The sequence below is a fragment of the Granulicella aggregans genome (assembly GCF_025685565.1).
Lineage (GTDB): Bacteria > Acidobacteriota > Terriglobia > Terriglobales > Acidobacteriaceae > Edaphobacter > Edaphobacter aggregans_B.
Genome location: NZ_JAGSYE010000006.1, coordinates 64,650 through 77,100, shown reverse-complemented (window position 1 = coordinate 77,100; position 12,451 = coordinate 64,650). Strand labels below are relative to the sequence as shown.

At 60.6% G+C, this 12,451-nt stretch carries 13 protein-coding genes; 8 read left to right on the top strand and 5 right to left on the bottom strand.

Annotation, left to right across the window (positions count from 1 at the left end):
- Positions 1 to 9: 9 nt before the first annotated feature.
- Positions 10 to 1,074, bottom strand: a complete 1,065-nt coding sequence (locus tag OHL18_RS21730) for a VWA domain-containing protein (RefSeq protein ID WP_263376985.1) — start codon at positions 1,072 to 1,074, stop codon at positions 10 to 12.
- Positions 1,075 to 1,213: 139 nt separating this feature from the next.
- Entirely contained in the window at positions 1,214 to 2,278 is a 1,065-nt protein-coding gene (locus OHL18_RS21725; RefSeq protein ID WP_263376984.1) for a VWA domain-containing protein, read from the bottom strand.
- 289 nt (positions 2,279 to 2,567) lie between these two features.
- Between OHL18_RS21725 and OHL18_RS21720 the strand changes: the two genes are divergently transcribed.
- The 7 genes from OHL18_RS21720 to pdxH all read left to right on the top strand — a co-directional run bounded on the left by OHL18_RS21720 (position 2,568) and on the right by pdxH (position 8,335).
- Positions 2,568 to 3,911: a DUF1015 domain-containing protein gene (locus OHL18_RS21720; RefSeq protein WP_263376983.1), complete on the top strand. Its 1,344-nt coding sequence runs from the start codon at positions 2,568 to 2,570 to the stop codon at positions 3,909 to 3,911.
- 132 nt (positions 3,912 to 4,043) lie between these two features.
- Positions 4,044 to 4,802, top strand: coding sequence for an N-acetylmuramoyl-L-alanine amidase family protein (locus tag OHL18_RS21715; protein ID WP_263376982.1), 759 nt, complete (start codon positions 4,044 to 4,046; stop codon positions 4,800 to 4,802).
- Positions 4,799 to 5,437, top strand: a complete 639-nt coding sequence (locus OHL18_RS21710) for a GerMN domain-containing protein (protein ID WP_263376981.1) — start codon at positions 4,799 to 4,801, stop codon at positions 5,435 to 5,437. The genes OHL18_RS21715 and OHL18_RS21710 overlap by 4 nt, the downstream gene beginning before the upstream one ends.
- Positions 5,438 to 5,504: 67 nt before the next feature.
- A complete protein-coding gene (murI, locus tag OHL18_RS21705; RefSeq protein WP_263376980.1) occupies positions 5,505 to 6,338 on the top strand; it encodes a glutamate racemase in 834 nt (277 codons plus the stop codon).
- A 27-nt stretch (positions 6,339 to 6,365) separates the two neighbouring features.
- A complete protein-coding gene (locus tag OHL18_RS21700; RefSeq protein ID WP_263376979.1) occupies positions 6,366 to 6,743 on the top strand; it encodes an EVE domain-containing protein in 378 nt (125 codons plus the stop codon).
- Positions 6,744 to 6,815: 72 nt separating this feature from the next.
- Positions 6,816 to 7,595 carry an enoyl-ACP reductase FabI gene (locus OHL18_RS21695; RefSeq protein ID WP_263376978.1) on the top strand — a complete coding sequence of 260 codons (780 nt, stop codon included), beginning with the start codon at positions 6,816 to 6,818 and terminating at the stop codon, positions 7,593 to 7,595.
- Positions 7,596 to 7,738: 143 nt separating this feature from the next.
- A complete protein-coding gene (pdxH, locus tag OHL18_RS21690; RefSeq protein WP_263376977.1) occupies positions 7,739 to 8,335 on the top strand; it encodes a pyridoxamine 5'-phosphate oxidase in 597 nt (198 codons plus the stop codon).
- A 75-nt stretch (positions 8,336 to 8,410) separates the two neighbouring features.
- On the opposite strand, the gene OHL18_RS21685 is transcribed toward pdxH, so the two are convergent.
- Entirely contained in the window at positions 8,411 to 8,824 is a 414-nt protein-coding gene (locus tag OHL18_RS21685; protein WP_263376976.1) for a cupin domain-containing protein, read from the bottom strand.
- Between the two features lie 29 nt (positions 8,825 to 8,853).
- Positions 8,854 to 10,629, bottom strand: a complete 1,776-nt coding sequence (locus tag OHL18_RS21680) for a S1 RNA-binding domain-containing protein (RefSeq protein WP_263376975.1) — start codon at positions 10,627 to 10,629, stop codon at positions 8,854 to 8,856.
- Positions 10,630 to 10,725: 96 nt separating this feature from the next.
- On the opposite strand from OHL18_RS21680, the gene OHL18_RS21675 reads away from it, so the two are divergent.
- Positions 10,726 to 11,910, top strand: coding sequence for a diflavin oxidoreductase (locus tag OHL18_RS21675; protein WP_263376974.1), 1,185 nt, complete (start codon positions 10,726 to 10,728; stop codon positions 11,908 to 11,910).
- A gap of 84 nt (positions 11,911 to 11,994) precedes the next feature.
- Here OHL18_RS21675 and OHL18_RS21670 read toward each other — a convergent pair whose 3' ends face one another.
- Complete coding sequence (locus OHL18_RS21670; protein ID WP_263376973.1) at positions 11,995 to 12,447, bottom strand: DUF6526 family protein; 453 nt, start codon at positions 12,445 to 12,447, stop codon at positions 11,995 to 11,997.
- Positions 12,448 to 12,451: the final 4 nt, after the last annotated feature.

Below are 12,451 nucleotides of genomic sequence, written 5' to 3'. Positions count from 1 at the left end.
GTGCCTAAGTTATTTGCTGGCACCAGAGGTTACGTCAGCCTTGTCCGTGCGGGGATAGTAGCCGCTGCGCGTCCGGACCTGCAGCTTGCCGTATCCCTTTTCCTTCGCATCCACATGTATCTGCCGATAGCCGCCAAGAGTAGGCGACTTGGTGGAACGGTAGGCGAGGGTGTACTGGGTGCGGATGTCGTGGGCCACTTCGGCGGCGATCGCGTCCACTTCCTTGATGTTCTTCGGGAAGTAGGCGACGCCGCCGGTCTGCTCGGAGAGAGCCTCCAGCACGCGGCGGGCGGTGCGGACCTCATTCTTGTCGGTGTCGGGGCCGAAGAGCAAGCCGACGCAGTAGATGACCGGGCCGTCGAGATCCTGAATCCGGCGGATGGCGTCCTCAAGCGTGGCGCTGGAGGCGTTGTCTTCGCCATCGGTCACGACGAGCAGCACCTGCTTCGGGTGCTTGGCGTTCTTGGCAAGATAGTCAGCCGAGGCGACGAGAGCGTCATAGACAGCAGTGCCGCCGCTGGACTTGATGAGGCCGAGGCCCTGCTTCAGCTTCTCGCTATCTGAGGTGAAGTCCTGGTCGATGAAGGCCTCCCAGGAGAAGTCCACGAGAAAGGCCTCGTCGTCAGGATTTGAGAGCTTCACCAGATCGAGAGCTGCCTGATTTACGGCGGCACGTTTGTCGTACATGGAGCCGGAGCTATCGATCAGGATGCCCAGCGAAACGGGAAGGTCTTCATGGCGAAAGGAGGCGATGGTCTGCGGGACACCGTCTTCGTAGACGTGGAAGGCGTCCTTGTTGAGATCGAGGATGGAGCGGCCCGATCCGTCGAGGACGGTCGCGTTGAGGCGGACCTCGTACGTGTCCTGACGCAGAACGTACTTTCCGCCAGAGCCCTTGGTGATTGCACCCTGCGGAGACTCCGGGGCGGTCTGGTTGACCGAGCCGGGTGCGGGGTCAGGGTCGGGCGAAGGAACCGGGTCGCGATCGACGGTGAGCGAGGGCTGGCCTGGAACGGGCGGAGGACTCTGAACCGGCTGAGGCGTCTGGCCATGAAGCAAAACAGTAGAGGCCAATAGCAATGATCCGGCCAGGAGAATTGAAAATCGGGCAGATGGCCTCGTCGACTGGAGTTGAGTCGCTAGGGGAGCACGATTGGCCCTGGTTGCCGTTTGGAGGAGGTCTAGAAGCACGACGTCGTCCTATGCTATCGGTTTACTGTGAAGGTGCATAGTACCCTTGGCGATAATGCACGTCGAGGATGGGAAGTCCCGGCGGCGGCAGCAGACGCACCTTCAATTTACGCCAGTTTCCGTCCTTCCTCACCTCGGAAGGTTTGTAGCCGATGACGTACTCGTTGCGGAGCTCGGCACTGATGCGGGTGGCGATGTCCCCCATCTCGCCCATGTCTGTGATGCGGAAGAGACGGCCTCCGGTCAGCTCGCAGATGTCCGTCAGCAGAATCGGGCCGTTCTGCTCCTCGACTGTGGAAGCGTACATGTCGAAGATGCCGATCGAGTAGATCTGGACGTCGGACTCGCGGACGATGCGGCGCAGTTCGCCTTCGGAGTAGCGGCTGCGGTTGTCGCCGCCGTCGGAGATGATGAGGAGGGCTTTGCGGTCGTACTTGGCGTCGCGGAGCTTGCTCACCCCCAGGTAGACGGCATCAATCAATGCCGTCCGGTTCTCGGGTTTCAACATCACCATGCGAGCTTCGACGTCATCAACATCCGATGTGTAATCGACGATGACGGCAGGGCGATCATTGAACCCGACAACGAAGAACTCATCCTGCGGATTGCAGGTCCGCATGAACTCGGAGAGTGCCTTGCGGGCGCGGGCGAACTTGGACGTCATGCTTCCGGAGAGGTCGAAGACGATGCCGATGGTGACGGGGGCGTCCTCGGTGGAGAAGGTTTTGATGACCTGTCCCTGATTGTTGTCGAAGACGTTGAAGTTCTCCTTTTCAAGGCCGGTGACGAGACGGTTCATGGGGTCGGTGACCGTCATGGGAACGAGGACAAGATTTGCGTCCACCCGGATAGGGGCGTTCCTGCGCGCGGGTGAACCGGGCGCGGCTGGATTTGGTGCGGGTAAATCCGCCGTCGGTGCGGGCTTAGGTGGTGCCCCGATGGTCGTGTTGGGCGAATCGAGAGGATTTTCCTGCGCGGCCGCGACGCCTGTGGCGAGCATTGCGAGAAGTATTACGGACAGAAAACGCCGCACCGCAGGAGAGGCTGCGGCACGCTGTGACTGGGGGCCTGAGGTGAGGTATTCCATGACATCACTCCCTGATTCTCTTCGCCGGGATCCACCTCGAACGTTAGGAAGCCGATCTTGACGGTTTCCGGTAGCTGCTACTTTAGACCTTTTCGTCATCCATAGATGTCACGAAGATGGAACCACCGCCGAATGCGGGCGATATTCGGATCGGACGGGTTCATTATGGCTTACGTTGCCCGGAGGGAATCGGATGCCACCAAGGTGCTTTGCGAGCGGCTGAATGCGCGAACTGTAACGTAAAGCTCGTACAATCGAGAAAACTACTGACGGAGTAAACGACCCACGCATGGCCCGTATCTATCAATTCCGCGCACTTCGCTACGATCCCTCCCGCGTCCACATGGAAGACGTGGTGACCCAGCCTTACGACAAGATCACTCCGGCGATGCAGCAGCACTACTACGACGCCAGCCCTTATAACCTTGTCCGCGTGATCCTGGGAAAGCACGAGCCTGAGGACAACGAACAGGACAATGTCTATACGCGGGCTGCCGGTTATCTCAAGGAGTGGCGCAAGGAGAACATCCTGGCGGAAGAGTCCGAGCCGGCAATTTACGGGTACTCCCAGACTTATAAGGTTCCGCACACGGACGAGACTCGCGAACGCCGGGGCTTCATTGCGCTCGGTCATCTATATGACTATGCGGACAAGGTCGTCTACCGGCACGAGCAGACCTTCCCTAAACACAAGTCCGACCGGATGAGCCTGTTCAAGGCGACGCGCGCGTACTGCGAACAGATCTACATGCTCTATTCCGACCCGGCCTTTACGGCGGAAAAGCTGATCTTTGGCACAAACGGGAAGCCCGCGCCTGCCGATCTCTCCATTACAGACGAGTACGGCGTCGTGCACCGCGTCTGGAAGCTCACAGACCCAACGCTGATCAATTTGATCCTGACCGCGATGGCGGACAAGAAGCTGATCATCGCCGACGGCCATCACCGCTACGAGACCAGCGTCGCCTATGCCAAGGAGCGGTCGGCGCAACTGCGGCTGCCGCTGAACCAGCCCGCGGACGAGGATGAGCGTCTCGCCCCGAGCCAGTTGCCGGCACCGCCCTTCCCAGAGGCGGCGATGATGATGACCTTCGTGAACATGGATGCGCCGGGAATCACGATTCTTCCGACCCACCGCGTGGTCCATGGTCTGCACGACTTCTCAGGGGCTGCGTTCGCCGAGAAGGCTTCTGAGTTCTTCGAGGTGAGCAAACTCGCCGAGGTTGACCTGGGCGTGTTGAAGACGATGGAAGGCGTCGCGTTTATCGCTGCGACGGCGGCTGGCTCGTATTTACTCAAGGCCAAGCCGGACGCGATTGCCGCGGCGCTGGGAGGCATCTCGCCTCGCCAGGCAAAGCTCGACGTGGTGCAGCTTCACCTGATCGTGCTCGACCGGCTGCTGGGGTTGAACCAGGAGACGATTACCAAGCTGGGCAACGTTCGCTACATTCGCGAGGCGGATGAGGCTTTGGGCCAGGTGAAGAGCGGCGAGGCGGATGTGGCGTTTCTCATCAAGCCGATCACGCTGGACCAGTTGCGCGACATCTCGCTGTCGGGCGATGTGATGCCGCAGAAGTCGACCGATTTCTACCCCAAGCTGTTGAGCGGATTGGCGATCTACGCGCTCGACTAAAGGGTTGCGATGTCTCTGAGAACGGCCCCTGGCAGCGATGCCCGGGGCCGTTTTCGGTTGAATCGCCGGAAATTCGCGATGGAGACGAGATTGCGGGTCTTCGCAGGGCGGGCGGCCTTCTAAGCAAAGCCTGTGAGCGAGGTTTGCGTGGGTGTAGGAGGCGTAAGGCTGGGGTTGGCGGCTGCGATCTGCGTGTTAGCGATGGCCGCAGCACAGCCTGCCGGCGCTCAGGTAGTGAGTTTCGACCGTAGCGCGATCGTGATCGATCCCGCTCATGGAGGCGTTGACGATGGCGCGCGGATAGGGGAACAGACGCTGGAGAAGGATGTGACCCTGGCTGTGGCTGAGAGGCTGCGTGCGCTGCTTGCGGCACGTGGATTCCGTGTCGTTATGACACGGGACGGTAGTGGGGATGGCGGAACTCTTGACCAGCGGGCGCAGTTGGCAAACGAATCCCACCCGTTTGCATGCCTGGTGCTGCATGCGTCGGGTAGGACGAAGGGTGTCCTCGTAGGAACTTCCGCTCTCCGGTCGGCGGTGATGCGGGCGGCGAGCCATCCCGGCGAAGATGCGAAGGCCGGGGTGCCCTGGAATCGCGCACAGGAGGCCTATGTCTTGCAGAGTGGACTGCTCGCGAATCAAATCGGGACTGGGCTGACGCGGAAGGGGATCGCGGTGACGATGATGCGAGTGATGATGCGACCACTCGACAATCTCACCTGTCCGGCGGTGTCGATTGAGATCGGAGTCCTGCGCGAATCGGGGTCGAACTCGACTCCGGTCACGGACGCAGGCTACCAGCAGCGGATAGCGGAGTCGATCGCCGCCAGTCTTCACGCGTGGCGAAATCAGGCGCAGCCGCCGGACTCCGTGCAGGGACCTGGGCTTTGATTCCGCGATACCAGCGGGTGTTGTTTTACGGTCTCCTGGCGAGCATCGTGCTGATGGCGCTCTTTCTCTTCTACGAGCGCGAGCGGGTACGCAAGCGGTGGCTGGTCAAGGCCGACTCGACGCCGCTGACAGCGCCGGCGCATGCCAGCGAGACGTCCGTAATCTTCGACTTGGCAAGCGACCGCGACGGAACGATTACGGCGGTACAGCGGCAGTTGGCGCTCCCCGATGAGGCGTCGGTGAGAGCGCGGGCGCTTCTGGATCGGTTGATGGCCGAGTATGCCCTGCCGCGCTCGGACCATCCGCTGGCAGGAGGGGCGGCGGTGGACGATGTCTTCCTGGTCCGATTGCCTATGGCGGGCGACACAACGGCAACGGACGAGTCGGGCGAGATGGCGGTCGTCAATCTGCGAGGCAGTTTCATCGATCAGCATCCCTCCGGAGTCGAGACCGAGATGCTCAGCCTGCTGTCCATGCTGGGAACACTTCACGCGAACTTTCCGGAGATTGCAACGGTCCGGTTTGTCGTGGACGGCAAGACCCGCGAGACAATTGCTGGACACGTCGATCTCTCGCGCCTGTATCCAGCACTAGACACTCCGGCCGCCCCTGCTGATCTGCAGCCGGCGCCTTAGGGGTGGGCCGAAGTAAGATAGAGGAACCGCGGAACGAGGCTGCGATTCTCTGGATTCTTCTCTTGAAATGCCACAATCTTCTCCTCCACGAAGACTGAAGCTTGGCGTCTTCGACTCGGGTTTCGGAGGGCTTACTGTCCTTCGGGAGCTGGTGAAGTTGTTGCCCGACGCGGATTCTGTCTACCTTGGAGACACAGCGCGACTGCCGTATGGATCGAAGTCGCAGAAGACCATTAGCCGTTACGCTGTGGAGAGTTCGAAGTTCCTTGCCGACCAAGGCGCCGACCTGCTGGTGATCGCTTGCAACACCGCGACGGCGATGGCGCTTCCCGATATTCAGCAGGCGATGGCGATCCCGGTGGTCGGAGTGATTGAGCCGGGCGCGAAGGCGGCGCTGTCGACAGGAACGGGCGATGTGCTGGTGCTGGCGACGTCAGCGACGGTGCAGTCCGGGGCCTATACGGCGGCTCTGAATGCCGAGGGCCTGCGGGCGTACGAGAAGGCGTGTCCGCTGCTGGTGCCGCTGGTGGAAGAGGGCTGGACGTCGCATCCCGTGATGGACGAGGTGCTGAAGATCTATCTGTCAGAGGCGCTTGCGGAGGCACCGGATTCGGCGACGCTGCTGCTGGGATGTACGCATTATCCCCTGATTCAATCGGCGATACGAGACGCGGCGGAGCGGCTGGGACATCCGATGGAGATCATCGACTCGGCGCGGGCTACGGCAATGGCTACGGCTGAGGTGATCGCTGCAAAGTTCGGTGACGTTCACTGTCAGGTGTCAGGCGAGGCGAAGCGCGAGTTCTATGCGACGGATTCTGTAGAGAAGTTTCAAAGGCTGGGCGCTGGATTTCTGGGTCAGCCGATTGATGAAGTGCGGCTGATTGATCTTGGTGGATAGAGAAAAATCAAAGGAGCAAGACGAACGATGCCATTTTTGTTGAAGACGGAACCGAATAAATACTCCTACGAAGACCTCGAACGTGATGGCGAGACGGTGTGGGATGGCATCGCCAACAACCAGGCGCTGCTGTATCTGCGCGGGATGAAGAAGGGCGAAAAACTCGTCATCTATCACTCGAACATCGGTAAAGCCGCGGTGGGGACGGCGAAGGTGGCGAGCGTCGATGCCAGCGACCCGAAGAATCCCAGGGTCATCATCAAGCCGGTGAAGAAGTTCAAGGTGCCGAAGGAGTTGGCGGAGATTCGCGCGGCCTCCGTGTTCACGGATTCGATCATGTTCCGGCAGTTCCGGTTGTCGGTGGTGCCGATTACCGACGATCAGTACGACTGGCTGGTCGGGTAAAGACAAGGTCGAGATGATGTGCAACTGCTATGCTTACGGTTGCGTTTCACACGATGAAGGAAGGGAAGTTCGATGATTGATATGACAGGCAAGGTGGCCGTGGTGTTTGGCCTGGCCAACAAGCGCAGTATCGCCTACGCGATCGCGCAGAAGTTGTCGGAGGCCGGCGCAACGCTGGCGATCTGTTACCAGAATGAGCGGCTGCGACGCGACGCCGAAGAGCTGGCCGCTGGCCTTGAGGGCGCAGGCGGCCCGGCGAAGACGTTTATGTGCGATCTCTCGTCGGACGAGCAGATCGATGCGACTTTTGTCGCAATCAAGGAGACCTATGGGACGATCCACCATCTCGTCCACGCGGTCGCGTTCGCGCCGGCAGAAGCGATCCACAACGACTTCATCGAGACCTCGCGCGAGGCCTTCCGCATCGCCCACGATGTGAGCGTCTACACGCTGGTTGCGGTAAGCCGCGCGGCGGTTCCGCTGATGACCGAAGGCGGATCGATCCTCACGCTGACCTACTATGGCGCGGAGAAGGTCGTGCCGAAGTACAACGTGATGGGCGTAGCTAAGGCCGCGTTGGAAGCGACGGTGCGTTACCTGGCAAGCTCGCTGGGGACGAAGGGCATTCGCGTCAATGCGATCTCCGCTGGGCCGATCAAGACGCTGGCCGCGCGCGGCATCGGCGATCTGCAGAAGATGCTCGATTCGCACGCCGAGCGCTCGCCGCTGCATCGCAACGTCGAGCAGAGCGAAGTGGGTGGAGCTGCGCTCTTCCTCGCATCGCCGCTGGCTTCGGGCATCACCGGCGAAGTAATGTACGTCGACTGCGGCTACAACATCATGGGCTTCTAACCAGTCAGTCAGTCAGGCAGGCAGGCTTAGAGATTGTGGCGGCCACGGAAGATTCCGTGGCCGTTTTTCATGCGGCAATGCTGGGCGAACTTGAGCCTCCAGCAGAGGACGCAGTTCTGTAGGCTGAAGGATGGCAGGTGCTTATGGCAGAGTTTGATGCGGTAGACGCGGTCGATCCGATCGCCTTGTTCGAGACATGGTTTGAGCTGGCGAAGGCGAGCGAGGTGAACGATCCGAACGCGATGTCGCTGGCCACGGCGACGGCGGATGCTCGGCCTTCGGTGCGCATGGTGTTGTTGAAGAAGGTGGATGCGAAGGGCTTCACCTTCTATACAAATGAGCAGAGTCAGAAGGGGCAGGAGCTGATTGCGAATCCCCATGCGGCGCTCTGCTTCCACTGGAAGAGCATGCGGCGGCAGGTTCGGGTGGAGGGGCCAGTTGAGCCGGTTTCGGCGGCTGACTCGGACGATTACTTTCATAGCCGTTCGCGGCGGAGCCAGATCGGGGCGATCGCCTCGCAGCAGAGCCGTCCGTTGGCGAGCCGCTCTGCGTTAGAAGAAAAGGCCGCGGAACTGGCGGCGAAGTATCCAGGCGTGATTCCGCGACCGGAGTATTGGCGAGGATTTCTGGTGGTTCCGGAGCGGATTGAGTTCTGGCAGGATGGGGCGGACCGGCTGCACGACCGGATTTTGTTTACGCGGGATGGGGATGGCTGGGGGAAGGTCAGGCTTTACCCGTAAAACCTTTGAGCGGGTTGCGTTCCATGTATCCATGTCAAGGCATGGCTCCGCAGAGAAAGTCGTATCAACGTCAAACTACTTAGCTTGAATAAAGGAATCCGGTGTCCCATCTTTCGGGTTCACAAAGACGATGTCCTTGGGGTCGCGCCTCGGTGTATCCACCGAGAGAAAGACGACCGGGCTTTCAAGAATCTTTGGCAAGGAATGAACGATGCGGCGTTTGAAGAAGAGGAGATCGCCGGGAGCGAACTCCGACTCGTTTGCTGGGTCCTGCATCCAGAAGGTTCCGCGACCCGAGAGTACGTAGAGGTATTCGTCCGAATTCTCGTGATAATGAGGCGGCGTACCCCGGTAAACGCGGAAGACGCGGCTACTGGCCGCGTCTTCGTTGGTGAGGTAGGTGTCGAGAAGCAGCGTCTCAGAGGTCTCTGGAAACGACCGCGCGATCTCGTTCAGGTCGAAGCGTCCAAATGCTACGGGATCAGCCATACGCACCTTCTATTCGATCAGTACGCCTGCTATTTGACCAGGTCAACGGTGATGGTTTTGGTATCGGGATCGATGGCAGTGATACGGAAGTTGCGGATCTGGCCTTGTTGCGGAGCTTCGGACTTCGGCTTGGCGGTTGAAGATCCGCCCTTCCACTTGTCCTTGAGCATGGTACTGAAGGCGGAGAGATCGACCGCGCCGGTCGCCTTCGGTTCCTCGACTGCCGGCTCGGCCGCCTTGATCGTGCATGTAGCGTAGATGCCTTCGCCGAGTTCGATCCGCGCACTGGTGCCGTCGAGCTTCACGATGCGGGCGGTGACCGTGTCGCCTGGTTTGTGCTCGGCGATGTACTCGTCGAGGCCAGTGGGGATAAGCTGCTTCATGCTCAGCTTGATCTGGCGTTTGGCCCCGTCGATTTCGAGGACCTTGGCCTGCACGACCTGCCCGGTGCGGAGGACGTCCTGCGGACGTTCCACGCGCTTATCGGCGAGGATCTCGCTGACGTGGACCATGCCCTCGATGCCGTCGGCGAGGGTGATGAAGGCGCCGAACTTGGTGAGTGACGAGACGGGGCCAGTGACGGTAGAGCCGGCGGGGAAGCGCGATGGGGCGTCGGCCCAGGGGTCGCCGAGGGTCTGCTTGAGGCCGAGACCGATACGTTGGGCTGCGGTGTCGATCGCCAAGATGACCGCATCGACAGTGTCGCCGACCTTGAGCATGTCTTCGGGCTTGCGGACCTTCTTGGCCCAGGACATCTCGGAGACGTGGATCATCCCCTCGATGCCGGGGGAGAGTTCGACGAAGGCGCCGAAGTCGGTTAGGCGGGTGACGGAGCCAGTGACGCGCTCGCCCACGGTGTAGGTGGAAGGGACCGCGTCCCAGGGGTGAGGCTGGAGCTGCTTGAGGCCGAGGCCGATGCGCTTGGTCGCGGGATCGATCTTGAGGATCTTGACTTCGATCTGCTGGCCGGCGGTAAGGACGTCGGCTGGGTTGGCAATGCGCTTCCACGAGATGTCGGAGATATGAAGAAGGCCGTCGACTCCGCCGATCTCAACGAATGCGCCGAAGTCCATCAGGCTGCGGACGGTGCCGGTGACGATGTTGCCTTCGGCGAGCTCGGAGTAACGGCGGGTCTTGAGGCCAGCTGCCTCTTCTTCGAGGACGACGCGACGGTCGACGACGATGTCTACCTTTTCATCTTCTTCCTTCTCGAGCTTGATGATGCGGCAGAGGATCTCTGTCCCGACGAGCTTCTCGAGGTCGGCGGCGTCGCGCGCTCCGCTGCGTGAGCCGGGCATGAAGGCACGGACGCCGATGTCGACCGAGAGGCCGCCCTTGACGGCGGCGGTGACGGTGCCGGGGATGGTCGTTCCCGCGGCAAAGGCTTCTTCGAGCGAGGAGATGTCTTTGGGCTGCGCGACGCGCTGCAGCGAGAGGTCGTAGTAGCCCTCGTCGTTGCGGCCCTTGCTCGTGACGAGGAGTTTGTCACCAATTGCAGGCGGCTTTTCGCCGAAGATGGTAAGCGGCAGAGTGCCTTCGGTCTTGTAGCCGATGTCGACGAGGACGGCGTCCGCCGTGATGCTAACGACTACGCCGTTGATCTGGTTGGAGCGTGCGCCGTCATCGGAGACAGGCCGGCGAACGTTCTCGCGCTCGTAAGCGGCGAGTTCGTCTTCGAAGGAGATGTCCGTCTCCGGCGGAGCTTCACCGCCTACGGTGACGCTGGCTTCGGATTCTTGTGGCAGGGAGGATGCTACGGCTTCTTCGTTGACTACTTCAGGATTCAGCGGATTGATATCGGACATTTACGGGAAGGGCCTCTTCGAGTTTCGGTTGGGTCAGGATATCACTCGATGTCACTCGGACGGCGTATGTCCGAATTGGTGTTTTATGATGGAGAGATGAGCGAAGCGACTGCAACCTTGGAATCGACCCCGGCGGGTCACGCGCAGAAGTACACCCGCAACAACCCCTACATCTCGGCAGTAACCGAGAACTACCGGCTGACGGCCGAGGGCTCCGAGAAGGAGACGCGTCACTTTGCGATGTCGCTTGAGGAGGGGATGCACTACACCCCCGGCGATGCTGTGGGCATCCTGCCGGAGAACCGCAAGAGCGAAGTGGACCTGGTGCTGAACGCTCTGGGTTTTACGGGCGAAGAGCGCGTGCTCGACCACTACAAGGTTGAGATCAGCCTGGAAGAGGCGGTTCGGACGCGGCTTGCGATCGGTAAGTTAACGCGGAGCACGATCAACCAGTACGCCAAGCTGGTCGATCCTTCGACACCGATTCCGAGGCTGGCTTCGATGTGCGGGGCCGATGGCAAAGCGATGGCCGAGGAGCACTGCTGGGGTCGCGAGTTCATCGACCTGCTCGAAGAGTTCCCAGGCGTGGTGAAGGAGCCGCAGAAGCTGTTCACCGTGCTGCAGCGGTTGACGCCGCGGATGTACTCCATCTCGTCGAGCCAGAAGATGCACCCGAACACTGTGGAGACGACGGTCCGCGTGATCCGCTATGACGCGCACGGGCGCGAGCGGCAGGGTCTGTGCAGCGGACACATGGGCGAGCGCGCGCCGGTAGGATCGACAATGCCGATCTTTCTTCATGCGAATGCGAACTTCCGGCTGCCGGAGGACACGAACGCTCCGATCATCATGATCGGCCCCGGAACCGGCCTTGCGCCCTTCCGGGCGTTCCTGGAAGAGCGGCAGGCAAACGGCGATAAGGGTAAGAACTGGCTCTTCTTCGGCGACCAGCGGAAGAAGCTGGACTACCTCTACGAAGACCAGTTAGAAGGTATGCACAAGGACGGCATTCTGACGCATCTCGATCTGGCGTTCTCGCGCGACCAGCAAAAAAAGGTCTACGTGCAGGACAAGATGCAGGAGCAGTGCGCCGGCCTTTACAAGTGGCTGGAGGAAGGTGCGTACTTCTACGTCTGCGGAGATGCCACTCGCATGGCCAAGGACGTGGAGACGGCACTGCTGGACGTGATCGCGAAGGGCTCGCATGGAACGCTGGATCACGCGGCGGAGTACCTGGAAGTTATGAAGAAGCAGAAGCGGTACCAGCGGGACGTTTACTAGGTCTGGAGTTTGAAGTAGGTACGGACGGCGCGAGGCGAGAGCTTCGCGCCGTCTTTTTGTCAGGCCTACTCTTTCTGGATCGGGCTAGACGCGAAGGTCGTCTGCGCGCCAGGTGGTGATGCTTTCCTTGATCTGCTTCGAAGTCAGGTTTTCTGCGATCGCTCGGGCGATGAGGGCGGGCAGTTCAGCGTCGGAGGCGAAGCGGAGAGCGATGATCTGGCGGAAGGTTAGCTTCGACGATGCGGCAAGGTCTGCTGGTTGGAGAAGGGCGGCGTAACGTAGACGCTCTTCGAGGCGGATGACACGGTCCTGGACGCGGAGATCTTTGATGCGCATGTTGACCGCAGCCACGAGGAGCGCGAACGAGACGATGACGAGCCAGATATGCAGGCCGAGCATCTGGGGTTCGTGGCTGATCGCGATCCTTACCGTGATGACAATGCAGGCGATGAAGTTGATGAACAGAATCGGAACCGCGATGAAGTGTTGGGGCGGGTCGAGGCGGCCGTGGTTCTTGAAGGATTGCGGTTCGGGCATGACG

Excerpts from the sequence above, each read along its gene's own strand:
- OHL18_RS21685 (WP_263376976.1), bottom strand. The coding sequence starts at position 8,824 with ATGGCTGATCCCGTAGCATTTGGACGCTTCGACCTGAACGAGATCGCG.
- OHL18_RS21725 (WP_263376984.1), bottom strand. The coding sequence starts at position 2,278 with ATGGAATACCTCACCTCAGGCCCCCAGTCACAGCGTGCCGCAGCCTCT.
- OHL18_RS21700 (WP_263376979.1), top strand. The coding sequence starts at position 6,366 with ATGCCATTTTTGTTGAAGACGGAACCGAATAAATACTCCTACGAAGAC.
- murI (WP_263376980.1), top strand. The coding sequence starts at position 5,505 with ATGCCACAATCTTCTCCTCCACGAAGACTGAAGCTTGGCGTCTTCGAC.
- OHL18_RS21680 (WP_263376975.1), bottom strand. The coding sequence starts at position 10,629 with ATGTCCGATATCAATCCGCTGAATCCTGAAGTAGTCAACGAAGAAGCC.
- OHL18_RS21675 (WP_263376974.1), top strand. The coding sequence starts at position 10,726 with ATGAGCGAAGCGACTGCAACCTTGGAATCGACCCCGGCGGGTCACGCG.
- OHL18_RS21695 (WP_263376978.1), top strand. The coding sequence starts at position 6,816 with ATGATTGATATGACAGGCAAGGTGGCCGTGGTGTTTGGCCTGGCCAAC.
- OHL18_RS21670 (WP_263376973.1), bottom strand. The coding sequence starts at position 12,447 with ATGCCCGAACCGCAATCCTTCAAGAACCACGGCCGCCTCGACCCGCCC.
- pdxH (WP_263376977.1), top strand. The coding sequence starts at position 7,739 with ATGGCAGAGTTTGATGCGGTAGACGCGGTCGATCCGATCGCCTTGTTC.
- OHL18_RS21720 (WP_263376983.1), top strand. The coding sequence starts at position 2,568 with ATGGCCCGTATCTATCAATTCCGCGCACTTCGCTACGATCCCTCCCGC.